The following is a 20,776-nucleotide window of genomic DNA, read 5'->3' on the forward strand; positions in this document are numbered from 1 at the left end:
ATAACACCCAAGCAATTTGAGTCGAAAGGCCAGATTGCGGTGTGTGAAGACGATAGAACCGAAAGTTCGAATCTCACAAAACACCGAAAGCTGTCACATACCCAATTTGCTGAAGCGAGGCACATGCCACGACTCAGTACCCGAATTTCTTGACGACCATAGAGCATTGGAACCACCTGATCCCATCCCGAACTCAGCAGTGAAACGATGCATCGCCGATGGTAGTGTGGGGTTTCCCCATGTGAGAGTAGGTCATCGTCAAGATTAAATTCCAGAACCCCTGTCTGCTAACGCTGACAGGGGTTTTGTTTATGTAGAAGCTCATGAATTTCACCGGTACGTTGCTCACTCAACGGACTGGTACACAGAATTTCTTGACGACCATAGAGCATTGGAACCACCTGATCCCATCCCGAACTCAGCAGTGAAACGATGCATCGCCGATGGTAGTGTGGGGTTTCCCCATGTGAGAGTAGGTCATCGTCAAGATTGAATTCCGAAACCCCTGTCTGCTAACGCAGACAGGGGTTTTGTCGTTTAGGGCCAAAAATTTCCACGTTTGGTAACCCCATCGCATAGGTGTACCGCTGGTCGGTTTCCTACATAAAAACAGGAAATGCCTCACAAATACCTAAGATTTGCCAAACCTTGGCCGAAAGCCTGACGAGCCATGCGTGCACCGAAATAGAGCGGCCCGAGAAGCCGCCTATACCGCTACATGGAATGTTCCACTCGGCACGCTCACCCCCCTTTGGCAAAAGAAGTCGATGAAATGAATCTCAAGTTCAGTCATAAAATTCTGTTGGCCGCGTCAGGCGTCGTGGTTCTGGCCTTCGCGTTATTCACTCTCTACAACGACTACCTGCAACGCAGCACCATCAAGCAGAACCTGGAGTCGTCCATCCAACAATCCGGTGAGCTCACCGCCAGCAGTGTGCAGAACTGGCTAAGTGGTCGAATACTGGTGCTTGAAAGTCTCACGCAAAACGTCGCTCACCAAGGCAGTGGAGCTGATCTACCTGGCTTGGTCGATCAACCGGCATTTACCTCAAACTTCCAATTCACCTACGTTGGCCAGACCAACGGTGTGTTCACCCAGCGTCCGGACGCAAAAATGCCTGACGGCTACGACCCCCGTCAGCGTCCCTGGTACAAGCAGGCAGTGGCTGCGGACAAACCCATGCTCACTCCGCCCTACATGGCAGCAGTGGGCGGGCAGATCGTGACTATCGCCATGCCGGTGAAAAAGAATGGTGAATTGCTCGGCGTGGTCGGTGGCGACCTGAGCCTGCAGACCCTTGTGAAGATCATCAACTCGGTGGACTTCGGCGGTATCGGCCATGCGTTCCTGGTCAGTAGCGACGGCCAAGTCATCGTCAGTCCTGATCAGGACCAGGTGATGAAAAACCTCAAGGACATCTATCCCGGCACCCAGGTACGCATCGAGAAGGTCAGTCAGGACGTCGTCCTCAATGGGCAGGATCGCATTTTGTCATTTACCCCGATCAGTGGCTTGCCTGGCGCAGATTGGTACATCGGCCTGTCGATTGATAAAGACAAAGCCTACGCACCGCTTGGCAAGTTCCGCACTTCTGCGCTGATTGCCATGTTGATCGCCGTGGTCGCGATTGCCGTACTCCTGAGCTTGCTGATTCAAGTCTTGCTGCGCCCGCTCACCACCATGGGCGTAGCGATGCAGGACATTGCCCAGGGCGAAGGTGACCTGACCCGCCGCCTCGCTGTGACTAGCAAGGACGAGTTCGGCGAAGTCGGCAGTGCCTTCAATCAGTTCGTAGAACGCATCCACGCTTCGATCTCGGAAGTGTCTTCCGCAACCCGTCAGGTCCACGATTTGTCCCAACGCGTAATGGCCTCGTCCAATGCCTCGATTATTGGTTCCGACGAGCAAAGCGCGCGTACCAACAGCGTGGCTGCCGCGATCAACGAACTGGGCGCAGCCACCCAGGAAATCGCACGCAACGCCGCCGATGCTTCACAGCATGCCAGCGGCGCCAGTGAGCAAGCCGATGATGGGCGCAAAGTGGTGGAGCAAACCATCCTTGCTATGTCAGAGCTGTCGCAAAAGATCAGCCTGTCCTGTACCCAGATCGAGACCCTCAACGCCAGCACCGACAACATCGGTCACATCCTTGATGTGATCAAAGGCATCTCCCAGCAAACCAACTTGCTGGCACTCAACGCAGCCATTGAAGCGGCACGCGCCGGTGAGGCCGGTCGAGGCTTTGCAGTGGTCGCTGACGAGGTGCGTAACCTGGCTCACCGCACTCAGGAGTCAGCCGAAGAGATCCACAAAATGATCACGTCGCTGCAAGTGGGCTCGCGTGAAGCGGTCACCACCATGAACGCCAGCCAAACCTCCAGCGAAGAAAGTGTTGAGGTCGCTAATCAGGCCGGTGAGCGCCTGGTTAGCGTGACGCAGCGGATTGTCGAGATCGACGGCATGAACCAGTCCGTCGCAGCAGCCACTGAAGAACAGACGGCCGTGGTGGAAACCCTTAACGTGGACATCAACCAGATCAACCTGCTGAACCAGCAGGGCGTGGCCAATCTCAACGAAACCCTGAAAGATTGCGATGCACTGTCGCAGCAGGCGAATCGCTTGAAGCAATTGGTCGACAGTTTCAAGATCTGACCCGCTGATTGATCCGGCAGGAGCGATTTATCTCGCCCCTGCCGTTCAGCCAAGTATCCGGCGGACATTTTCCAGGGCGTTATCGGCGAAGCCCTGCACAAATTGCCCAAACTCTGTGTCTGCCCTGTCGACGGGCTCGGCAATAATTGTCCATATCACCTTGGAACGCTCCGCTCCAAGGGCCTCCACATGGATCGCTGCCCATAACCTGGCCACACCGAGGGTGTTGTAGATCGTGGTCCAGGTCATCTGCATGGCGTGCTCGTCCCGGCTATTGAGTTGCTCCACCACACAGTTGCCATCGCGGAAAAACTTTGTGCGCAAGGCGCCCACGCCTGCGCCCATCATTTCGATATGCGACAGGTCGGGAATGAACACATCGAAGCCGGCAAATTGTCCCACCATGTCCCACAGGCGAGGGGCAGGACAGTCGACCACGGCACATGCCACTATCGGTGGACCGTTCGGGTTGCGAATTAACGTATCGGGTTGCAGTGCTTTCATAAAGTCGTCCTGAGGCGTTCAAAGAAAGCCGATGGCTTTGAGGTAGTTGCAACCCTTGCTCAAGAGGTCCGGGTCTTTTTCGGGATAGTGGGCTCCCATCTGCTGGACGCCCCGTTGCGCGTTGTCGTGGCGAATCATGGAGGTATCGCTGATGTCTTCGTCTAGACGATCGAGATAAAAGCCAAGCACGCCAAACAGTGCGTTGTCCTGGCTGACCGTTCGTAGCGACTGTTGCCATTGCGCCACGCTTACCCGCTTGAAACAGTGTCCCGCGCGGCTGAAGGCATCCAAGTAGTGCGCCCAGCTCAACGGCTGTGGGTTGTGCAGGTTGAAGACACGCCTATCGGCTTGAAAACGGCCGCAATGGAACGCGATGAAGCGAGCAAGGAAGTCCACTGGCATCAGGTCGAAGTTCAACGTCAGTCGCGGTAGCAGACCCAGCTGCAGTGATCCCTTGAGCATCAGCATCAGACGGTTTTTCTGCGGCTGGCAGACGCCCGTGAGGCTGTTGAAACTGATGTTGCCGGGGCGATGGATGTTCACCCAGGCTCCGCGCTCCACTGCCCGTCCCAATTGCCGCTCGGCGACCCATTTGGACAGGTTGTAGCCATTCTTGATGTACAGCGGCAGTGTGGTCGCGGCGGGCGCTTCGAGGACATAGCCTTGGGCGTCGACGCTGCTCGAAGCTGACAGCGTCGAGATGAAGTTGAAGACTTTCTTGCAGTGCGTCTCGCACAGGCGCAGGCATTCGAGTATGGGGTCAACGTTGTCCTTGGTCAGTGACGCGTAGTCCCTCACGTGGTTGACCTGAGCCGCGTTGTGTACCAACACACCAAAATTTTTGGCGAGGGTCTCATAGGTATCGTTGGCCAAACCCAATCGAGGCAGGCTGACGTCGGCAGCAAGTACGTTCACCCTGCTCAGGTCCAGGTGTTCCAGGCGATATTCGCGCAATGCTTGGGTGAATCGCGCCATTGCCGATTGTCCGGGTTCATCGCGTACCAGGCACGCCACTTCAGTTGCTCCAGTGGCCAGCAATGCTTCGACGATATGGACACCCACAAAGCTGTTGGCCCCTGTAACGATCACTTTGTGCGGATCGCCCATGCAAGCATCGGGCAGCGTAGTGAGTGGCCACTCTTGTTGAGCGTCGCAGATCGCTTGGTTGGAGGGGGCTTCGGGTCGTTCGCCGTTTTCCACCCATGTTGCGAGCGTACGAATCGTCGGAGCCTCAATGAAGTGGTTCAACGAGAAGTTACGCCCGAACTGTTCGCGAAAACGCAGTAAAAGAGTCGACAACAAAATCGAATGGCCACCGAGGTCGAAGAAGCTTTCGTCGATAGACAATTCACCTACGGGCAACGCCAGCAGCTCAATCCACAAATGGGCCAGCTGAAGTTGCAGCGGAGTTTGTGCAGCGCTGTGTGAAGTCGGCACCGTGGGTTGGAGAGGCAGCGCCAGCAACGCGTCGCGGTCGACTTTACCGTTGCTGGTACACGGCATACGAGGCAATACCTCCCAGAAGCTGGGCTGCATGTAGTCAGGCAGCCACTGTCGCGCGTGTTGCTGCAGGGCCGTCAGGGTGGCGCCTGATTCAGGTTGGGCTACAAAGCCACGGATCCTGCGGTCACGGTCGATCACCACCGCTACCTGGCGATACATCCGGCTGTTGCGCAAGCACTGTTCAATCTCCCGGGGTTCGACCCGGAAACCACGGATTTTCACCTGATCATCACACCGCCCTCCCAATGCGATTCCAGCGGCAGTCCACTGTGCCAGGTCGCCGCTACGGTAGGCCCTCAGGGGCGGGCATCCGGGTACCGCCAACTCCACGAAAGAACTGGCAGCCTTTGATGGGGCGTTCACATACCCCAGGCTTACTCCTGGCCCGATGATATACAGCTCACCCAGCACCTCTTCATCCACTGGTTGCAGGTGTTCATCGAGGATCAGCACCTGGCTGTTGGCGATGGGGAGGCCGACGTTGCGATTGCTGTCACTGGGATGCAGCATCCGATGGGTGACCAGCACCGTGGCCTCCGTAGGCCCGTAGAGGTTATGGAACTGGCACTGCGCTGACAGGCGTTCGATTACATGCGGCTCGCACATATCTCCACCCGTCAGCAGGTGCATCAGGCCAAGCGGCCGATCAGGCGGCAGGATGCTCAGTAGCGCTGGCGGAAGAAAGGCATGGGTGATGCGCTGCCGATGAAGCAAATCCAGCAGCTGTAGAGGGTCTTGTCGTTGCTCTGCACTGGGGATAATCAGCGTGGCGCCCGCGATCAGCGCGGGGAAAATATCGATCAGCGATGAATCGAAGCTCAATGGCGAGAACTGCAGGACGCGGCTCTGTTCATCCAGGCTCATACAGGACCTGAACCAGGCGGTGAAGTGTGCCAGGTTGGCTTGGCTGAGCAACACGCCTTTGGGTTGGCCCGTGGTGCCTGATGTAAAGAGCATCATGCAGGGGGCATCGACATGAGGCTGAAAGTGCGCCAATGGGCGTGTGATCCGGGCGTTCCGGTAGTCGCTGCTGCTGACATCCAATGAAGCCAAACTGCCGCGTAATGGATGCCGGCCGGCGTCGAGCAATACCCGAGCGCCTGCGCTTTCGAGCAGGGTCTGATGGCGGTGGGCAGGGTGATCAGGATCCAGCGGTAGGTACACCGCGCCACAACCCAACACCGCAAGAATGCTGGCATACAGTTCGACAGATTTTGCCAGGCACACACCGACCACTGCTGACGGCTGCGCAGTCCCCAGCAAGGGGCGTAACCGCTGCTGGATCGCCGAGGCGTGAGCATGAAGCTGACGGTAAGTCACCTCGCTGGCGCCTATGTTCAGTGCAGAACGATGTGCGAAAGCGTGAAAGCTCGCCTGCAACCGATTGATCAATGACAACCGGGCTTCCTCAATCACTGCTGGGTCTGCTGTATGGTTGAACCGGTGGACGAATGCCAGCGCCTCAAGCACTTCCAGGCCTTGTTCAGGCCAGTCGTTGGCGACGCCGCTCAACGTGAAATGTCCAGGATCCCGTGAGAAGCCACTGATGTGCAGCGCGACCCATTCCACCAACGCTTGGGTTACCTGCCGATGGAGCCGCTGGCCATTACCTGTGGGCTCGTCGGCGATGTTCAGTACTGCCATTAACTGCCGGTCAGGCCCATAGGCGCGCAGTTGCAGGGCGGGTAGCCCGAAGTCGGTTACTGGTCCGACACCCAGGCGCAGGCTTAATACTGTAGCGTGATCGGTCTGGTCCCGTAGCGACTGACTGCCGTCGTCGATACACAGGTCAATGTCTTTATCGCTCGAGATATGCCCATACTTTTCCAGTTCCTGCCTGACTGCGCGCAAGGCGCTGGTGTCGCCGGCAAAGCGGATGGTCAGTCGCCTCATGTCATCCTCCCGGACACTGGCAAGTAATCGTTCATCGTTTGCGCCACAATCGGTGTTTGCAGCAAACCGCTTTGCTGCAGGAAGCCAAGGATATTGCCCATCAATGGATGCTGGCGGGTGATGGGGAAAGCCAGCGCAGCGACTTCATCCTGTAATGCGCCGCGCAGGCGGGCGCCGATGTCGAGATGTTCGATCAAGTACAGGTCGAAGTGTTTTTGCAGGTCGTTCGTCAGGTACTGGGCCAGGAGAGTCGGTAGCACCTTGGCAATGCTATTGCGGTCTTCCGCGCTCGCGGCCTGCCAATACAAGCGTACAAGCCGAACCCAGAACTGCGCGTGGCGGCCTTCATCGAACAGGTGATCGGCCATCAAGCCGCGGATGGAGGCTTTGACGCTGGTGTCTTTGGAGAACGCGGCCACGTCGTGGGTCACAGTGTTTTCGGCAATGGCCACACCAATCAGCGCGACGGCATCGCGCAGGTGAGCTGGCGCCTGTGCCTGTGCCGCGGGCAGCGCACGGCTCAATTCGATTTCCCTGGGCAGTTCCAACGGTTGTATACCGGTCATGGCCACGGTTTGCTGCAGGAAATCCAGCGCAACCAATGCGTGGTAGTCCTCGTCCACCACGACGGTCATTGCATCAACGCGGCAGATCAGCGGGAAGTGCACCGAGAAGCGATTCTTGGCGATGCTGCGTGCAGTCTCGTCGACGATCTCGGTCTCGAATATCACCACGTCGTTGATGAATTTGTAGAAGCTCTGCACCAGTACAAAATCGCGCCACTGCGAACAGTGTTCAAGAAAGGTCGCAGTGAGTACCAAGGGCTGGCGGCACAGGGGATAGATCAGCTTGTCATCGCTCTCCAGCAACCGGCGCGGTCGTGTGCGGATGGTTGCGCGGCGCTCCCACTCGTGGGCAATGGGTTGGTAGTCGCTGGTGTTCATGGGTGCACCTCTTGCAGCGAGGCCCGAAGCTCATCCCAGAACACGATTCGGCTTTGCACGGCCGCGAGTGCGGCGTCGTTGGCCTGTTGCGGATATGTCGGGTCAGCGCTGGCGAGGTGATCGAGCAACCGCACCGCCGCTGGCCCGTGATCCTTGGCGTCCAGTTCGACGTGGCGCTTGAGGTACGCGTACAAGGTAGGCGCCTGGCGGTGGATGAACTCATCAGATTGCAGGATGCGCTCGAACATTCCTGGGATCACATGCTCGCGACCGTACAAGAATGTGGCCGCTACACAATGGGTGGGCGCATTCAACGCAAGGTGCATTGTGTCGTTGACGAAGCGGCTCACGCCGGGCAGCACCTCGACCTCTTGCAAGGCGGCCGTGGCTCCAAGGCCTTGACGTTGCAGCGCAACGAAGTGGCTGATGGACGAGGTACTGGCGCCCACTTCCACCATGGACTCCAAATACAGTTCGAAATGGCTGCAATAGCCTTGCACGGGGTGTTCGTCTGACTCTTCACTCAGCACGATCTCGTTAATCAGCCGCGCTGCCTGCGGGTCTGCAGGTGGCAGCCAGGGCAGGCGAGTACAGGTCAGGTCCTGTTGCAGGCGCTTGGCGAGCGTCATGAAATCCCAGACTGCAAACACATGACTTTCCATAAAAAGTTGCAACTTGCGCAAGGAAGTTATTTCTGAAAATAACGGATGGTTGCATAACTGCAGTGTTGCTGTTTCAAGTAACGGTTGATGCATGGTTGATGCCTATAAATTGTTGCGTCTGCTGTGGAAAAAACAGCGATGAGTGTGTTGTGGCTAGAAAGTGTGCAGGTACAAGTCAGCTGCCGACGCGCGGGAACGCCCAAGGTGAGCGCTGCCACGCCGAACGGAGTGCTTTAGTAATAAAAGATGATAAACGTATTAGATAAGTTGGCGAGCATATAAATATGTTAGAAGTTTTTCTAAATAATATATGTTGTAAGTTGGTTGCTGGTGTCGCGGTGGGAAGTTTCTTTTGTGGGGCACTAACTTGAGTTAGTGCCCGGCACTACTGGTGGTCGGACAGGAGCGTTCAAAACGTTACTGCGTGACTTTCTTGCCGTGAGCATCCAAGCCATTGAGATACGCCGTGATCACTTCCATGCCTCGCATCAAGTGATTGCGCAGCGTCAGGATGCTTTCCTGGGTTTTCTTCTGCGCCACCAAATTCAGCAATTCACGGTGATCCTCCTGGGACGTCTCGCCCAGCCCCATAGCCTCAAGGTTGTAGCGCAGGAAACGCTCTTCCTCGTTCAACCCGTGCTCGACCAATTTCAGCAGCCGCTGGTTCGGCGCTTTGCCATAGAGCGCCATGTGAAACAGGCGATTGAGGCGTCCAATTTCGGCGTAGTTCTTTTCCTGTTCGAGGGCACAAATGAAGGCCTCCGCTTCCACGATATCGGCTTCGGTGAGCAAGGGAATCGACAGGCGCAGCGCTTCAGACTCCAGCAACATCCGCAGTTCATAGGTCTCGGCTGAATTGTCTTCGATCAACGGTGCAACAACGGCGCCCTTGTGCGTCACTACATGCAGCAGTGACTGGGCCTCCAGCTGGCGCAAGGCTTCACGCACCGGCATGCGGCTGACCCCGAACAGGCTGGCCAACTCCTGTTGGCGCATGGCAGTACCGCAGGGCAACCGGCCATCCAGGATGGCGTTGCGCAAGGTTTCTTCAATCACGGAACGCGCGAGATGGGCGGGAATAGGTCCGCTGATCTTGATGCTGTTCAAAGGGGTCGGCTTCTGCGTCACGGTTACGCTATCCTCCTTATTAGAATGGGGGTGGCTAATTGGATCCAATGCACACTAGAGACTGGCCGCAAGCTTGTCAAACGGGCACAGTTTCGGCTTGTAAGCGTTTCAACAAGGCGCTCCCGGCGCCCACAGCCAGCATTAATGACACCTTACACAGCCAGGTTCATCCAGCCTGCTTCAAGCGCCGATAATGGCCGCATCAAGTGCTATGGACTGAACACTTCGCCGCCGTGGTTTATTCCCCCTTAGCCAATTCGACATGGGGGCGGGCAGGAACATTCCCGCATATCGATATTCATTAACGGTATTTAAATAGCCGTTCTTATATCTATAAAGTCACTCTCCTGTCTGACCGGGAGTGACCTCATGTCCGCCACCTCTACTGTTCCAACAGCGACCGCTGCCGCCCAAAGCTTCGAGATTAGTCCATTGCCCGGCAGTGTTGGCGCCGAGATCATTGGCCTGGACTTGTCGCAACCAGTCAACGACCAGGATTTCGCGCGCATCCACCGTGCGCACCTGGACCATCATGTCGTGGTGTTCCGCGACCAGCGCATCACCCCTGAGCAGCAAATCACCTTTAGTCGCCGCTTCGGTGTGCTGCAGATCCACGTGCTCAAGCAATTCCTGCTGGCCAACCACCCGGAAATCCTGATCGTTTCCAACATCATCGAAAACGGTCAATCCATCGGCCTGGGAGACGCCGGCAAATTCTGGCATTCGGATCTGTCCTATAAAGAACTGCCGAGCCTGGGCTCGATGCTTCACGCCCAAGAGCTGCCCTCTGAAGGTGGCGACACCTTGTTCGCCGATATGCACAAGGCTTGGGACCAACTGCCCGAGCACCTGCGCAAAGCCGTGGAGGGCCGCAACGCCGCGCATTCCTACACCGCGCGTTACAGCGAAACCAAATTCGAAGGCAACTGGCGCCCCACACTGACCCCCGAGCAGCTTGCCCAGGTTGCGGAGGTGGTGCACCCCATCGTGCGTACCCACCCGGAGAACGGCCGCAAAGCGCTGTTCGTCAGTGAGGGTTTCACCACACGCATTGTCGGTCTGCCGGAAGACGAAAGTCGCGACCTGCTGGCCCAGCTTTACGCCCACAGCGTGTTGCCGCAAAACATCTACCGCCACCAATGGCAGCCCCACGACCTGGTGTTCTGGGACAACCGCTCGCTGATTCACCTGGCTGCCGGTTGCCCTAGTCATCTGCGCCGCAAGCTGTTTCGCACCACCATCCAGGGCGACGCGCCTTTCTGATTCGGAGCATGACCATGTCCAGGAAAATACCCTTCGCACGGCTGGCCGCGACTGTCGGCCTGGGTGTCAGCCTGCTGGCTGGCAGCCTTGTTGCACCGACAGCCGCGCAGGCCGAAGGCGAGATCCGTATCGCCGAACAGTTCGGCATCGTGTACCTGTTGCTCAACGTGGTGCGCGACCAGAACCTGATCGAAAAATACGGCAAGCAGGAAGGCATTGACATCAAGGTCGACTGGACTCAGCTGTCCGGCGGCGCCGCCGTCAATGACGCGCTGCTCTCCGGTTCCATCGATATTGCCGGTGCCGGCGTCGGCCCGCTGCTGACCATCTGGGACCGCACCCACGGCAAGCAGAACGTCAAGGCCGTCGCGTCCCTGGGTAACTTCCCGTACTACCTGGTAAGCAACAATCCCAAGGTCAAGACCATCGCCGATTTCACTGAGAAGGACCGCATTGCGGTGCCTGCGGTCGGCGTTTCTGTGCAGTCGCGCTTCCTGCAATACGCCGCCGCCAAACAGTGGGGCGACAAGGAATTCAATCGACTCGACAAATACACCGTTGCCGTCCCGCACCCGGATGCAACCGCCGCCCTGATCGCTGGCGGCACCGAGCTGACCGGGCATTTTTCCAACCCGCCGTTCCAGGACCAGGCCCTGGCTAACCCGAACGTGCATGTGGTGCTGAACACCTATGACTTGCTCGGCCCGAACTCACCGACGGTGCTGTTCGCCACTGAGAAATTCCGCAATGACAATCCGAAAACCTACAAGGCATTCATCGAGGCGTTGACCGAAGCCGCGCAGTTTGCCCAGAACGACAAAGGGGCTGCGGCCGACACCTATATCCGCGTGACCAAGGCCAAGATCGACCGTGCCGAGCTGCTGAAAATCATCGACAACCCGCAGTTCGAATTCAGCGTCACGCCCAAGAATACTTATCCGCTGGCGGAATTCCTCTACCGCGTCGGTGCCATCAAGAACAAGCCTGAATCGTGGAAGGACTACTTCTTCCAGGATGCCAAGCCCCTGCAAGGAAGTTGAAATGAACGCGCCCTTGCAAGGCCACACGGCCAGCAACCTGAACACCGCCTTGCCGTTACTGGCGGTGGATAACGTCAGCCTGGAATACCGCACCCCCGAGCGCGTGGTGCGGGCCACCCATCAGGTGAGTTTCGAAATCGATCCCGCCGACCGCTATGTGCTGCTCGGTCCGTCGGGCTGTGGCAAATCCACCTTGCTCAAGTCCATCGCCGGGTTTATCAAGCCCTGCGAAGGTGAGATCCGTCTGCTGGGGCAAAAGGTCGAGCAACCGGGCCCGGACCGCATCGTGGTGTTTCAGGAGTTCGACCAGTTGCCGCCGTGGAAAACCGTCAAGCAGAACGTGATGTTTCCACTGGTGGCCTCGAAAACCTTGAAGCGCGCCGAAGCCGAAGAGCGCGCGCTGCACTACCTCGACAAAGTTGGCCTCACGGCGTTTGCCGATGCCTATCCCCACACGCTTTCCGGCGGAATGAAGGCCCGTGTCGCCATCGCCCGTGCCTTGGCCATGCAGCCGAAAATCCTGTTGATGGATGAGCCCTTCGCCGCCCTCGACGCCCTGACCCGGCGCAAGATGCAGGAAGAACTGCTGCTGCTTTGGGAAGAAGTGCGCTTCACCTTGTTGTTCGTGACTCACTCCATTGAAGAAGCGCTGGTGGTGGGCAACCGTATCCTGTTGCTGTCGCCTCATCCGGGTCGCGTGCGCGCGGAAATCCACAGCCATCAATACGACCTGCACAGCCTCGGTGGCGTGGAGTTCCAGGCGTCGGCGCGACGCATTCATCGCTTGCTGTTCGATGAAGCGCCCGAGGCCGAGCGCGAGCTGGGTTTCGCTGACATCCGCATCGCGTATTAAGGGGAACATCCATGCGCCAGGAATATGAAATCACGCTCGAACCACTGCTCAGCGTTCCCGTGGAGCGCGAGCTGCCCCTGCGTCAACGCCTGTGGCAACAAGGCTGGCTGCGCAAGGGCTTGATCCTGATCGTGCTTGCGGTCCTGTGGGAAGCGGTTGCGCGATATCAGAACAATGATCTGCTGTTGCCGAGCTTCCTGCAGACATCGGCTGCACTTTATGACGGCCTGCTTAGCGGCGAACTGCTGAGCAAGGTGAGCATTTCGCTGGTGGTACTGATCAAGGGTTACCTGATCGGCATCGTGCTGGCGTTCGCCCTGACCACCTTGGCGGTGTCGACCCAACTGGGCCGCGACCTGCTGAGTACGCTGACCTCAATGTTCAACCCGCTGCCCGCCATCGCCTTGTTGCCGCTGGCGCTGCTGTGGTTCGGCCTGGGGCAGAACAGCCTGATTTTCGTGCTGGTGCATTCGGTGTTGTGGGCGCTGGCACTCAATACTTACTCGGGGTTCCTTGGCGTGTCCGAAACCCTGCGCATGGCCGGGCGCAACTATGGCCTCAAGGGCATGCGGTTTGTGCTGTTCATCCTGATTCCGGCGGCGCTGCCGTCGATCCTGGCGGGGCTCAAGATCGGCTGGGCATTTGCCTGGCGCACGCTGATCGCCGCCGAGCTGGTCTTCGGCGCCACCAGCGGCAAGGGCGGCCTGGGCTGGTACATCTTCCAGAACCGCAACGAGCTGTACACCGATAAGGTGTTTGCCGGGCTGGCGGTGGTGATCCTGATCGGTTTGTTGGTGGAAAACCTGGTGTTTGATACCTTCGAGCGTCTGACAGTGAAGCGCTGGGGCATGCAGCGTTGATTACGCGCAATCGTAAGAATCGTCGTTTTTAAATAGGAATGGTTGCTCTTTGCCCTGTCCGGCTTTGATAATCCCGCCCGAATTCGGCGCCGCGATGGCGTCGAACCGGTTTAGTAAAGGGATTTACGACTATGCGTTTTTTTGTCTTGGCAGCGGCTTTGTTGTTATCGACCTCGGTGTTGGCCGAGTTCGTCCCCGAAGCGGTGTCCATGCCCAAGCCCACCTACCCCTCGTACTTGATCAGCCTCCCGGGGCACGCACGCATTAACTTGAACATCCACAGCGACGGTTCGGTCAGCGATGTAAAAGCGCTTAGCGCCACCAAGCCTGAGTTCGGCGCAGCCGCCGTGGAGGCGGCCAAGCAATGGCGTTTCAAACCCTGGACAGTGAATGCCGACCAGCCAGCGGTGATCAACGCGTTGAACGAGATGATTTTTACGCCTGAAGCGCCCAGAACGAAAAGCTCCCAGCTTTCGTTCATGGAAACGACCTATCAATCCTGCAGCGCACTGAACGAAGAATTCAGTGCATTCCGCCGCGACCATCCCTCCCGCCCGCTCGTACAAATGAAGAGTTTTGCCATCACCCGTGTAGCAGTGATGTTCCCGGCGTTAAGCGGTAAAAGTGACTACAACGAAGGCCTGGTCAGAGCCGACGAGCTGGAAAACGCCTTGCCGGATATCGTGCGCAAGTGCCAGGCTCACCCCAAATCCACCTACGCGAAATACCTGCCCCGCAACCTGAGGCGCTACCTGTAAAGCCTGCTACGATTGCGCTCAATTCACGCCCCGTTGATCACGAGTGCTTGGCATGCAACTACCGGACATGAACCTGCTGGTCGCCCTCGACGCTTTGCTCGACGAAGGCAGCGTGGTCGGCGCTGCGCGCCGCATGAACCTCAGCCCGGCGGCCATGAGCCGCACCCTTACGCGGATCCGCGAAGCGGTGGGTGACCCGATCCTGGTGCGCGCCGGTCGCGGCCTGGTGCCGACGCCCAAGGCACTGCAACTGCAAGGCCAGGTACGCAACGTGGTGGAGCAGGCGGCGCTGCTGTTCCGTTCGGCGGACCAAGTGGATTTGAGTACCTTGCGCCGTCGCTTCAGCGTGCGCGCCAATGACTTTTTCATCGGTGTGTATGGCGGTCGCCTGTTCGACACCATGGAGCGCATGGCACCGCTGTGCGAGCTGTGCTTCGTGCCCGAAGGCGACACCGACGACGAAGCCCTGCGTGAAGGCCGATTGGATTTGCGTGTGAGCAACACAATGCCGGTCACCCCCGAAGTGAAGGTGCAGAACCTGTTCTCCACCACCTTCGTCGGTTTGGCGCGGGAAGACCACCCGTTGTTCGATGAAGAAATTACCGCTGCACGCTTCGCCAGCTATTCCCATATCAGCATCTCGCGGCGCGGCATTGCCCGTGGGCCGATCGACACCGCGCTGAATGCCCAGGGCCTGGAGCGCCGCGTGGCGATGATCGCGCCTGGCTTTCACGGCGCGATGTTCATGCTGCCCGATTCCGACCTGCTGCTGCCGGTACCCAAGGAAGCGCTGTTGAGCGCCAATCGCCTGAAACTGCCTCTGCGCTCGTTCGCGTTGCCGATCTCCCTGCCGACGCTGGTCTTGGCCCAATCCTGGCACCCGCGATTCGACAAAGACCCTGCCCACAAATGGCTGCGCGAGACCATGCGCGAGAGTTGCCACGCCACCTGGCTTGAAGCGCAGCCAGTCTGATCATTGCGCCTGACGCACTTATATCCTTCCAACAAGTAACTTTTTGTCATGTGTGTGCCTGATTAAACTGCTCAGGTATTTAACATTTCGAGTTACCTGTTCATGACCTCCCTCGCTGCCCCCACCCTTGCGGCCGCAGCCACACCCACTGCCATGACTCCACCCGTATTCGGCCCGCGCATCATCATCGGGCTGATCGGCGTGTTGCTGGCGGTGCTGGTTTCCGGCCTCAACGAGATGGTCACCAAAGTGGCCCTCGCGGATATCCGCGGTGCGCTGTACATCGGTTTTGACGAAGGCACCTGGCTGGTTGCGGCCTACACCGCGACTTCCGTGGCGGCCATGGCGTTTGCGCCCTGGTGTTCGGTGACCTTTTCGCTACGTCGCTTCACGCTGTGCGCCATCGGCCTGTTCACCGTGCTCGGCATCCTGTGCCCGTTTGCGCCGAACTACGAAAGCCTGTTGCTGCTGCGTACCGTGCAAGGCCTGGCCGGCGGCGCGTTGCCGCCGATGCTGATGACCGTGGCCCTGCGTTTCCTGCCGGCCAACGTCAAGCTGTACGGCTTGGCCGGCTACGCGCTCACGGCCACTTTCGGCCCGAGCCTCGGCACGCCCCTGGCGGCGCTGTGGACCGAGTACGTCGGCTGGCAGTGGGCGTTCTGGCAAATCGTCGCGCCGTGCCTGCTGGCCATGGTTGCCGTGGCCTACGGCCTGCCGCAGGATCCGCTGCGCCTGGAGCGCTTCCAGCAGTTCAACTGGCGTGGCGTGCTGCTGGGCTTCCCGGCGATCTGCATGCTGGTCATCGGCATCCTGCAAGGCAACCGCCTGGACTGGTTCGAGTCGGGCCTGATCACCTTCCTGTTGAGTGGCGGCAGCGTAATGCTGGCGCTGTTCATGGTGAATGAATGGTCGCAACCCATACCGTTTTTCAAGCTGCAGATGCTTGGCCTGCGCAACCTGTCATTCGCCCTGATTGTGCTGGCGGGCGTGCTGATGGTGCTGACCTCGGTGATCATCATCCCGTCGAGCTTCCTCGCCCAGGTCCAGGGTTACCGTCCGCTGCAAACCGCGCCGGTGATGCTGCTGATGGCGATCCCACAGTTGATCGCGCTGCCGCTGGTTGCGGCGCTGTGCAACCTGCGCTGGGTCGACTGCCGTTGGGTGCTGGGGATCGGACTGGGCATGTTGGTGCTGTGCTGCGTGGGCAGTGCGCACCTGACCTCGGAGTGGATTCGCGACGATTTCTATGGCCTGTATCTGTTGCAGATTTTCGGGCAACCGATGGCCGTGTTGCCGCTGCTGATGCTTTCCACCGGCAGCATCCAGCCCATGGACGGGCCGTTCGCGTCCGCCTGGTTCAACACCATCAAGGGCCTGGCCGCCGTGATAGCTACCGGCGTACTCGACACCTTGACCACCCAACGCCTGCACTTTCACTCGACCATGTTGGTCGACCGCCTGGGCAATTCGCCCCTGGCCGACGGTGACGCGCCGGGCCTGGCGCACCGCCTGCACGAGCAGGCCGTGGTGCTGACTTCTTCGGATCTGTACTACGTCATGGCCGCGGTCGCGGTGGCGTTGATCCTGCTGATTTTCTGGATGCCCACGCGGATCTTTCCGCCCCGCGCACCGACTTGATAGAAAGGACTGTTCATGAAACGCAAAGACAAAATTGCCGTCTCCGTCATCGCCGTATTTGCCGTCGGCGTGTTGGTGTACCTGGTCGCGCCGGGCGTGCTGGGCAGCAAGCGCCAGACCACCAACGACGCCTTCGTCGCCGCTGACTTCACCCTGGTCGCGCCGCGCGTGGCCGGGTTTATCAAGGAGGTGCTGGTGGAAGACAACCAGCGCGTCAAGGCCGGGCAACTGCTGGCGCTGATCGACGACCGCGATTTCCGCGCTGCCGCCCAGGCGGCCGACGCCGATACCTTGGTCGCCCAGGCCCAACTGAAAAACGCCACGGCGACCCTGGAGCGGCAAAGTTCGGTCATCGCCCAGGCCCAGGCCACCGTCGCGGCGGATCGCGCCGAAATGGCCTTCGCCGAACACGAACTCAATCGCTACAACCACCTCGCCGGAGTCGGCGCCGGCACCGTGCAGAATGCCCAGCAAGCCAAGACCCGCATCGACCAGGCCACCGCGCGATTGGCCAATGCCACGGCCGTGCTGGCGGCGGAACGCAAGCAAGTGGAAATCCTCACCGCCCAGCGTGATGCCGCCGGAGGTGGGCTCAAACGCGCCCAAGCCGCGCTGGAACTGGCCAGTTTTCAACTGTCGTACACGCGCATCGTCGCGCCGGTGGATGGCATGGTCGGCGAGCGTGCAGTGCGGGTGGGCGCCTATGTGACGCCGGGCAGCAAGATCCTCGCGGTCGTGCCGCTGGAAGAGGCTTACGTGGTCGCCAACTTCCAGGAAACCCAGCTTTCCCATATGCATGCCGGCCAAGCCGTACAGGTGCGTGTCGACAGCCTCGACGGTGAATTGCTCAACGGTCATCTGGAGAGCCTCGCGCCCGCGACGGGCGTAACGTTTGCCTCGGTCAAGCCGGACAACGCCACCGGTAACTTCACCAAGGTGGTGCAGCGCATTCCGGTGAAGATCGTCCTCGAACCCAACCAGGCGCATATCGAGCGTCTGCGGGTCGGCATGTCGGTGGAAGCCAGCGTCGACACCTCGCCGGCCGCGCAGCAGCGCGAGGTGGCCCAGCAATGAAACGAGTGGCCTGGCTCACCTTGAGCCTCATCAGCCTGAGCGCCTGCACGGTCGGTCCGGACTTCCAAACGCCCCAGAGCCCGCAAGTGACCCAGTGGAGCGCGCCCCAGGGCCGCCAGGCCGCCAGCCGTGCGGTCAGCGATCCGTTGCAGGAACGCTGGTGGGACGTGTTCCACGATGAACAGCTCTCGGCGCTTACACGCCGCGCGCTCACCGATAACCTCGACCTGAAATTGGCGAGCAGTCGCCTGCAACAAAGCCGCGCGGTACGCCAGGTGACCACCGCCGAGCGTTATCCGAACGTCAATGCCACGGGTGACTACCAGCGCGAACGCAACAGCGGCAAAGGCTTGAGCGACCCGTCCGGCAACAATGGCCGTTCGGCGTTCAATCAGTGGGACATGGGCTTCTCCGCTTCCTGGGAGCTGGACTTCTGGGGCCGCGTCAAACGCGAAACCGAAGCCGCTGACGCCACCCTGCAAGTGGCCGAAAACGATCGTCGCGCGGTGCTGTTGTCAGTGTTGGCAGAGACCGCCCAGGACTACATCCAACTGCGCGGCGTGCAAAACACCCGCGCCGTCACCGAGCAGAACCTCGATGTTGCCCGCCACAGCCTCAAGCTGTCGCAGTTGCGCTTGGCGGACGGTGTGGCGACGGACCTGGACGTAGCCGAAGCCGCCGCTCAAGTCGCCGCCATCGAGGCGCGCCTGCCGGATCTGCAACAGCGCCAGGACCAGCTCATCAACGCGCTCAGCCTGTTGATGGGCGAGCCGCCACAAGCCCTGCACGCGCAGTTGTCCAAGGACGCCGCGGTGCCGCAAACCCAGCGCCAGATCGCGATTGGCTTGCCGTCGGAGCTGGCCGAACGCCGTCCGGATATTCGCCAGGCCGAGGCGCGTTTGCACGCCGCCACTGCGAGCATCGGTGTGGCCAAGGGCGATTTCTACCCGCGCATTACCTTGTCTGGCAGCCTCGGCTCCCAGGCCATGCAACTGTCGGATTTTGGTTCCTGGGGATCCCGCGCCTTTGCCTTCGGCCCGCAGTTCAGCTTGCCGCTGTTCAATGGCGGGCGCCTGCAAGGCATGTTGAACCTGCGTGAAGCCCAGCAACAGGAAGCGGCGCTGGCGTACCAGCAAACCGTGCTGCGCGCCTGGCATGAAATCGATGACCAACTGACCCGCTACAACGCCAGCCAACTGCGCCGCGACAGCCTTGCCGAAGCCGTGCGCCAGAACCAGATTGCCCTGCGCACCGCGCAGCAGCAGTACGTTGAAGGCGTGGTGGATTTCGTCAACGTACTCACCGTGCAAAGCGCGCTGCTGGCCACGCAAGAGCAGTGGGTGGAAAGCTCGACGGGCGTGTCGCTGGCGATGGTTGGCCTGTACAAAGCGTTGGGCGGCGGCTGGGAATCGGTGTACCCGCTGCAAACCGCCGGACGCTAAGTACAAAGAGTTTTTGTCAGTCGCTAAATAAACTGTAATGATAATTGCTCTCAATAGTGTATCTGAGCTTTTTCATGGACAGCGCGACTGACGGCCAGCAACAGCTTCACCTCCTGTACCGCGACCATCACGGCTGGCTGCAAGGCTGGCTGCGCAAGCGCCTGGGCGATCGCGAGCATGCGGCTGACGTGGCGCAGGACACCTTCCTGCGCCTGCTGGTGTCCGGACGTTTCCCCGGTGACAAGGAAAGCCGCAGCTACCTGGCGCAGATCGCTCGCAACCTGGTGATCGACCAGTGGCGCCGCCTGCGCATCGAGCGCGCCTACCTGGAAAGCATCGCGCACCTGCCCGAGCCGGAATCGCCTTCCCTGGAAACCCGCGCGCTGATCCTCGAAACCCTGATGCAGATCGACGCCATGCTCGACCGCATGCCCGACAACGTGCGCCAGGCGTTTTTGCTGTCGCAGTTCGAAGGCCTGAGTTATGCACAGGTCGCTGAGCGCTTGGATGTCTCCATTAGCTCGGTGCAGAAGTACATGACCCGCGCCATCGTCGCCTGCTACCAAGTGGCCTACGCCGAATGAGACACGACGCACCCATCGCCCCGGCGATTGTCGAGCAGGCCAGCGAATGGCTGATGCTGCAATGGGGCGGCGACCTGCAAGGCGAACAACGCCTGGCCTTTGCCCGTTGGCAGGCTGCCGACCCGGAGCATCGTCGTGCCTGGCAGCGTTTGCAGCAGCTGCAGCACACCCTCGGCAGCGTGCCTGCCGACAGCGCCCGCGCGGTGTTGCGCGACACCCCGGATACGCAGCGCCGCGCTGCGCTCAAGCTGCTCGGCCTGCTGTTGGTGGCTGGTGGTAGCGGCTACTTGGTGCAACGCAGCGAACCCTGGCAAGCCGCCTTCGCGCAATACCGCACCCGCACCGGCGAGATTCGCCACGTCACCCTCAGCGATGGCACGCGCCTGGACCTCAACAGCGACAGCGCGGTCGACCTGCGTTTCAGCGCCAGTGAGCGGCGTATCCGCCTGATCCGCGGCGAGATCCTGTTGACCAGCGGCCACGACCCCGTCCGCCCGTTGATCGTCCAAACCCCAGTGGGCGATGTGCAGGCGCTGGGCACCCGCTTTAACGTGCGCGAACTGGCCGATGGCAGCCGTGTCGACCTGTACGAAGGTCGCTTGCGAGTGACCCCGATACAGGGCGTAGCCGTGCAGATGAACGCCGGTGAAAGCCTGTGGTTCAACCAACGCCAAAGCGCGTCGCAGGCGGCGGTGAGCGCCAATGCCAGCAGTTGGACCGAGCACCGCCTGATCGCCGAGCGCCAGCCGTTGGGCGAATTCGTGGCGCAACTGAGTCGTTACCGTCCGGGGCTGCTGCGCTGTGATCAGGCGGTGGCCGGTCTGCTGCTGACGGGCGTGTTTCCGCTGAACGATACCGACGCCATCCTCGCCGCGCTGGAGCGATCGTTGCCGGTCCAGGTGCAGGCGGTCACGCGCTACTGGGTGACGATCAAGGCACGGGCCTGAAAATTTTTTCACCTGCGCTTGTCGGTTTTTGCATCCCGCTCGGGATACCTCTTGAAA

General features: G+C 59.7%; 17 protein-coding genes and 2 rRNA genes. 14 read left to right on the forward strand and 5 right to left on the reverse strand.

What is annotated here, in order from left to right; genetic code table 11:
* The first annotated feature begins 148 nt into the window (after positions 1-148).
* The 3 genes from rrf (HX823_RS05935) (at position 149) to HX823_RS05945 (ending at position 2,653) form a co-directional block, all read left to right on the forward strand.
* A 5S ribosomal RNA gene (rrf, locus tag HX823_RS05935) occupies positions 149-264 on the forward strand.
* 109 nt (positions 265-373) lie between these two features.
* A 5S ribosomal RNA gene (rrf, locus tag HX823_RS05940) occupies positions 374-489 on the forward strand.
* A gap of 283 nt (positions 490-772) precedes the next feature.
* Positions 773-2,653 carry a methyl-accepting chemotaxis protein gene (locus HX823_RS05945; RefSeq protein ID WP_038842368.1) on the forward strand — a complete coding sequence of 627 codons (1,881 nt, stop codon included), beginning with the start codon at positions 773-775 and terminating at the stop codon, positions 2,651-2,653.
* 45 nt (positions 2,654-2,698) lie between these two features.
* Here HX823_RS05945 and HX823_RS05950 read toward each other — a convergent pair whose 3' ends face one another.
* The 5 genes from HX823_RS05950 to HX823_RS05970 all read right to left on the reverse strand — a co-directional run bounded on the left by HX823_RS05950 (position 2,699) and on the right by HX823_RS05970 (position 9,287).
* Positions 2,699-3,157, reverse strand: coding sequence for an SRPBCC family protein (locus tag HX823_RS05950; protein WP_038842372.1), 459 nt, complete (start codon positions 3,155-3,157; stop codon positions 2,699-2,701).
* An 18-nt stretch (positions 3,158-3,175) separates the two neighbouring features.
* Positions 3,176-6,553, reverse strand: coding sequence for an amino acid adenylation domain-containing protein (locus HX823_RS05955; RefSeq protein WP_177074381.1), 3,378 nt, complete (start codon positions 6,551-6,553; stop codon positions 3,176-3,178).
* Positions 6,550-7,497, reverse strand: a complete 948-nt coding sequence (locus HX823_RS05960; RefSeq protein WP_177074382.1) for a diiron oxygenase — start codon at positions 7,495-7,497, stop codon at positions 6,550-6,552. Before HX823_RS05960 ends, HX823_RS05955 begins: the two co-directional genes overlap by 4 nt.
* Positions 7,494-8,252: a DUF3050 domain-containing protein gene (locus HX823_RS05965; protein WP_038842382.1), complete on the reverse strand. Its 759-nt coding sequence runs from the start codon at positions 8,250-8,252 to the stop codon at positions 7,494-7,496. The genes HX823_RS05960 and HX823_RS05965 overlap by 4 nt, the downstream gene beginning before the upstream one ends.
* 324 nt (positions 8,253-8,576) lie before the next feature.
* Positions 8,577-9,287 carry a GntR family transcriptional regulator gene (locus tag HX823_RS05970; protein WP_038842384.1) on the reverse strand — a complete coding sequence of 237 codons (711 nt, stop codon included), beginning with the start codon at positions 9,285-9,287 and terminating at the stop codon, positions 8,577-8,579.
* A gap of 369 nt (positions 9,288-9,656) precedes the next feature.
* Between HX823_RS05970 and HX823_RS05975 the strand changes: the two genes are divergently transcribed.
* The 11 genes from HX823_RS05975 to HX823_RS06025 all read left to right on the forward strand — a co-directional run bounded on the left by HX823_RS05975 (position 9,657) and on the right by HX823_RS06025 (position 20,719).
* Positions 9,657-10,550, forward strand: coding sequence for a TauD/TfdA family dioxygenase (locus tag HX823_RS05975; RefSeq protein ID WP_177074383.1), 894 nt, complete (start codon positions 9,657-9,659; stop codon positions 10,548-10,550).
* A gap of 14 nt (positions 10,551-10,564) precedes the next feature.
* The gene (locus HX823_RS05980) at positions 10,565-11,590 is read left to right on the forward strand and encodes an ABC transporter substrate-binding protein (RefSeq protein WP_038842389.1); all 1,026 of its coding nucleotides are present in this window, start codon (positions 10,565-10,567) and stop codon (positions 11,588-11,590) included.
* Position 11,591: 1 nt separating this feature from the next.
* Positions 11,592-12,443 carry an ABC transporter ATP-binding protein gene (locus tag HX823_RS05985; protein ID WP_177074384.1) on the forward strand — a complete coding sequence of 284 codons (852 nt, stop codon included), beginning with the start codon at positions 11,592-11,594 and terminating at the stop codon, positions 12,441-12,443.
* A gap of 11 nt (positions 12,444-12,454) precedes the next feature.
* Positions 12,455-13,303 (forward strand): ABC transporter permease, encoded by an 849-nt coding sequence (locus HX823_RS05990; protein ID WP_038842392.1) that lies wholly within the window; start codon positions 12,455-12,457, stop codon positions 13,301-13,303.
* Between the two features lie 131 nt (positions 13,304-13,434).
* On the forward strand, positions 13,435-14,061 hold the full coding sequence (locus HX823_RS05995) for an energy transducer TonB (RefSeq protein WP_177074385.1): 627 nt from the start codon (positions 13,435-13,437) through the stop codon (positions 14,059-14,061).
* Between the two features lie 52 nt (positions 14,062-14,113).
* Positions 14,114-15,034, forward strand: a complete 921-nt coding sequence (locus HX823_RS06000; protein ID WP_033900092.1) for a LysR family transcriptional regulator — start codon at positions 14,114-14,116, stop codon at positions 15,032-15,034.
* A gap of 102 nt (positions 15,035-15,136) precedes the next feature.
* Positions 15,137-16,672, forward strand: coding sequence for an MFS transporter (locus HX823_RS06005; RefSeq protein WP_177074386.1), 1,536 nt, complete (start codon positions 15,137-15,139; stop codon positions 16,670-16,672).
* Between the two features lie 15 nt (positions 16,673-16,687).
* Positions 16,688-17,746: an HlyD family secretion protein gene (locus HX823_RS06010; protein ID WP_177074387.1), complete on the forward strand. Its 1,059-nt coding sequence runs from the start codon at positions 16,688-16,690 to the stop codon at positions 17,744-17,746.
* Positions 17,743-19,188 carry an efflux transporter outer membrane subunit gene (locus HX823_RS06015; protein WP_177074388.1) on the forward strand — a complete coding sequence of 482 codons (1,446 nt, stop codon included), beginning with the start codon at positions 17,743-17,745 and terminating at the stop codon, positions 19,186-19,188. Before HX823_RS06010 ends, HX823_RS06015 begins: the two co-directional genes overlap by 4 nt.
* Positions 19,189-19,262: 74 nt before the next feature.
* A complete protein-coding gene (locus HX823_RS06020) occupies positions 19,263-19,772 on the forward strand; it encodes a sigma-70 family RNA polymerase sigma factor (protein WP_038842405.1) in 510 nt (169 codons plus the stop codon).
* Positions 19,769-20,719, forward strand: coding sequence for a FecR domain-containing protein (locus tag HX823_RS06025; RefSeq protein WP_177074389.1), 951 nt, complete (start codon positions 19,769-19,771; stop codon positions 20,717-20,719). Before HX823_RS06020 ends, HX823_RS06025 begins: the two co-directional genes overlap by 4 nt.
* The last annotated feature ends 57 nt before the right edge of the window (positions 20,720-20,776 follow it).

It is taken from the genome of Pseudomonas sp. P7759, from assembly GCF_013386445.1.
Classification (GTDB): Bacteria; Pseudomonadota; Gammaproteobacteria; order Pseudomonadales; family Pseudomonadaceae; genus Aquipseudomonas; species Aquipseudomonas azotoformans_A.

Excerpts from the sequence above, each read along its gene's own strand:
- HX823_RS05945 (WP_038842368.1), top strand. The coding sequence starts at position 773 with ATGAATCTCAAGTTCAGTCATAAAATTCTGTTGGCCGCGTCAGGCGTC.
- HX823_RS05950 (WP_038842372.1), bottom strand. The coding sequence starts at position 3,157 with ATGAAAGCACTGCAACCCGATACGTTAATTCGCAACCCGAACGGTCCA.
- HX823_RS05955 (WP_177074381.1), bottom strand. The coding sequence starts at position 6,553 with ATGAGGCGACTGACCATCCGCTTTGCCGGCGACACCAGCGCCTTGCGC.
- HX823_RS05960 (WP_177074382.1), bottom strand. The coding sequence starts at position 7,497 with ATGAACACCAGCGACTACCAACCCATTGCCCACGAGTGGGAGCGCCGC.
- HX823_RS05965 (WP_038842382.1), bottom strand. The coding sequence starts at position 8,252 with ATGCATCAACCGTTACTTGAAACAGCAACACTGCAGTTATGCAACCAT.
- HX823_RS05975 (WP_177074383.1), top strand. The coding sequence starts at position 9,657 with ATGTCCGCCACCTCTACTGTTCCAACAGCGACCGCTGCCGCCCAAAGC.
- HX823_RS05980 (WP_038842389.1), top strand. The coding sequence starts at position 10,565 with ATGTCCAGGAAAATACCCTTCGCACGGCTGGCCGCGACTGTCGGCCTG.
- HX823_RS05985 (WP_177074384.1), top strand. The coding sequence starts at position 11,592 with ATGAACGCGCCCTTGCAAGGCCACACGGCCAGCAACCTGAACACCGCC.
- HX823_RS05990 (WP_038842392.1), top strand. The coding sequence starts at position 12,455 with ATGCGCCAGGAATATGAAATCACGCTCGAACCACTGCTCAGCGTTCCC.
- HX823_RS05995 (WP_177074385.1), top strand. The coding sequence starts at position 13,435 with ATGCGTTTTTTTGTCTTGGCAGCGGCTTTGTTGTTATCGACCTCGGTG.
- HX823_RS06000 (WP_033900092.1), top strand. The coding sequence starts at position 14,114 with ATGCAACTACCGGACATGAACCTGCTGGTCGCCCTCGACGCTTTGCTC.
- HX823_RS06005 (WP_177074386.1), top strand. The coding sequence starts at position 15,137 with ATGACCTCCCTCGCTGCCCCCACCCTTGCGGCCGCAGCCACACCCACT.
- HX823_RS06010 (WP_177074387.1), top strand. The coding sequence starts at position 16,688 with ATGAAACGCAAAGACAAAATTGCCGTCTCCGTCATCGCCGTATTTGCC.
- HX823_RS06015 (WP_177074388.1), top strand. The coding sequence starts at position 17,743 with ATGAAACGAGTGGCCTGGCTCACCTTGAGCCTCATCAGCCTGAGCGCC.
- HX823_RS06020 (WP_038842405.1), top strand. The coding sequence starts at position 19,263 with ATGGACAGCGCGACTGACGGCCAGCAACAGCTTCACCTCCTGTACCGC.
- HX823_RS06025 (WP_177074389.1), top strand. The coding sequence starts at position 19,769 with ATGAGACACGACGCACCCATCGCCCCGGCGATTGTCGAGCAGGCCAGC.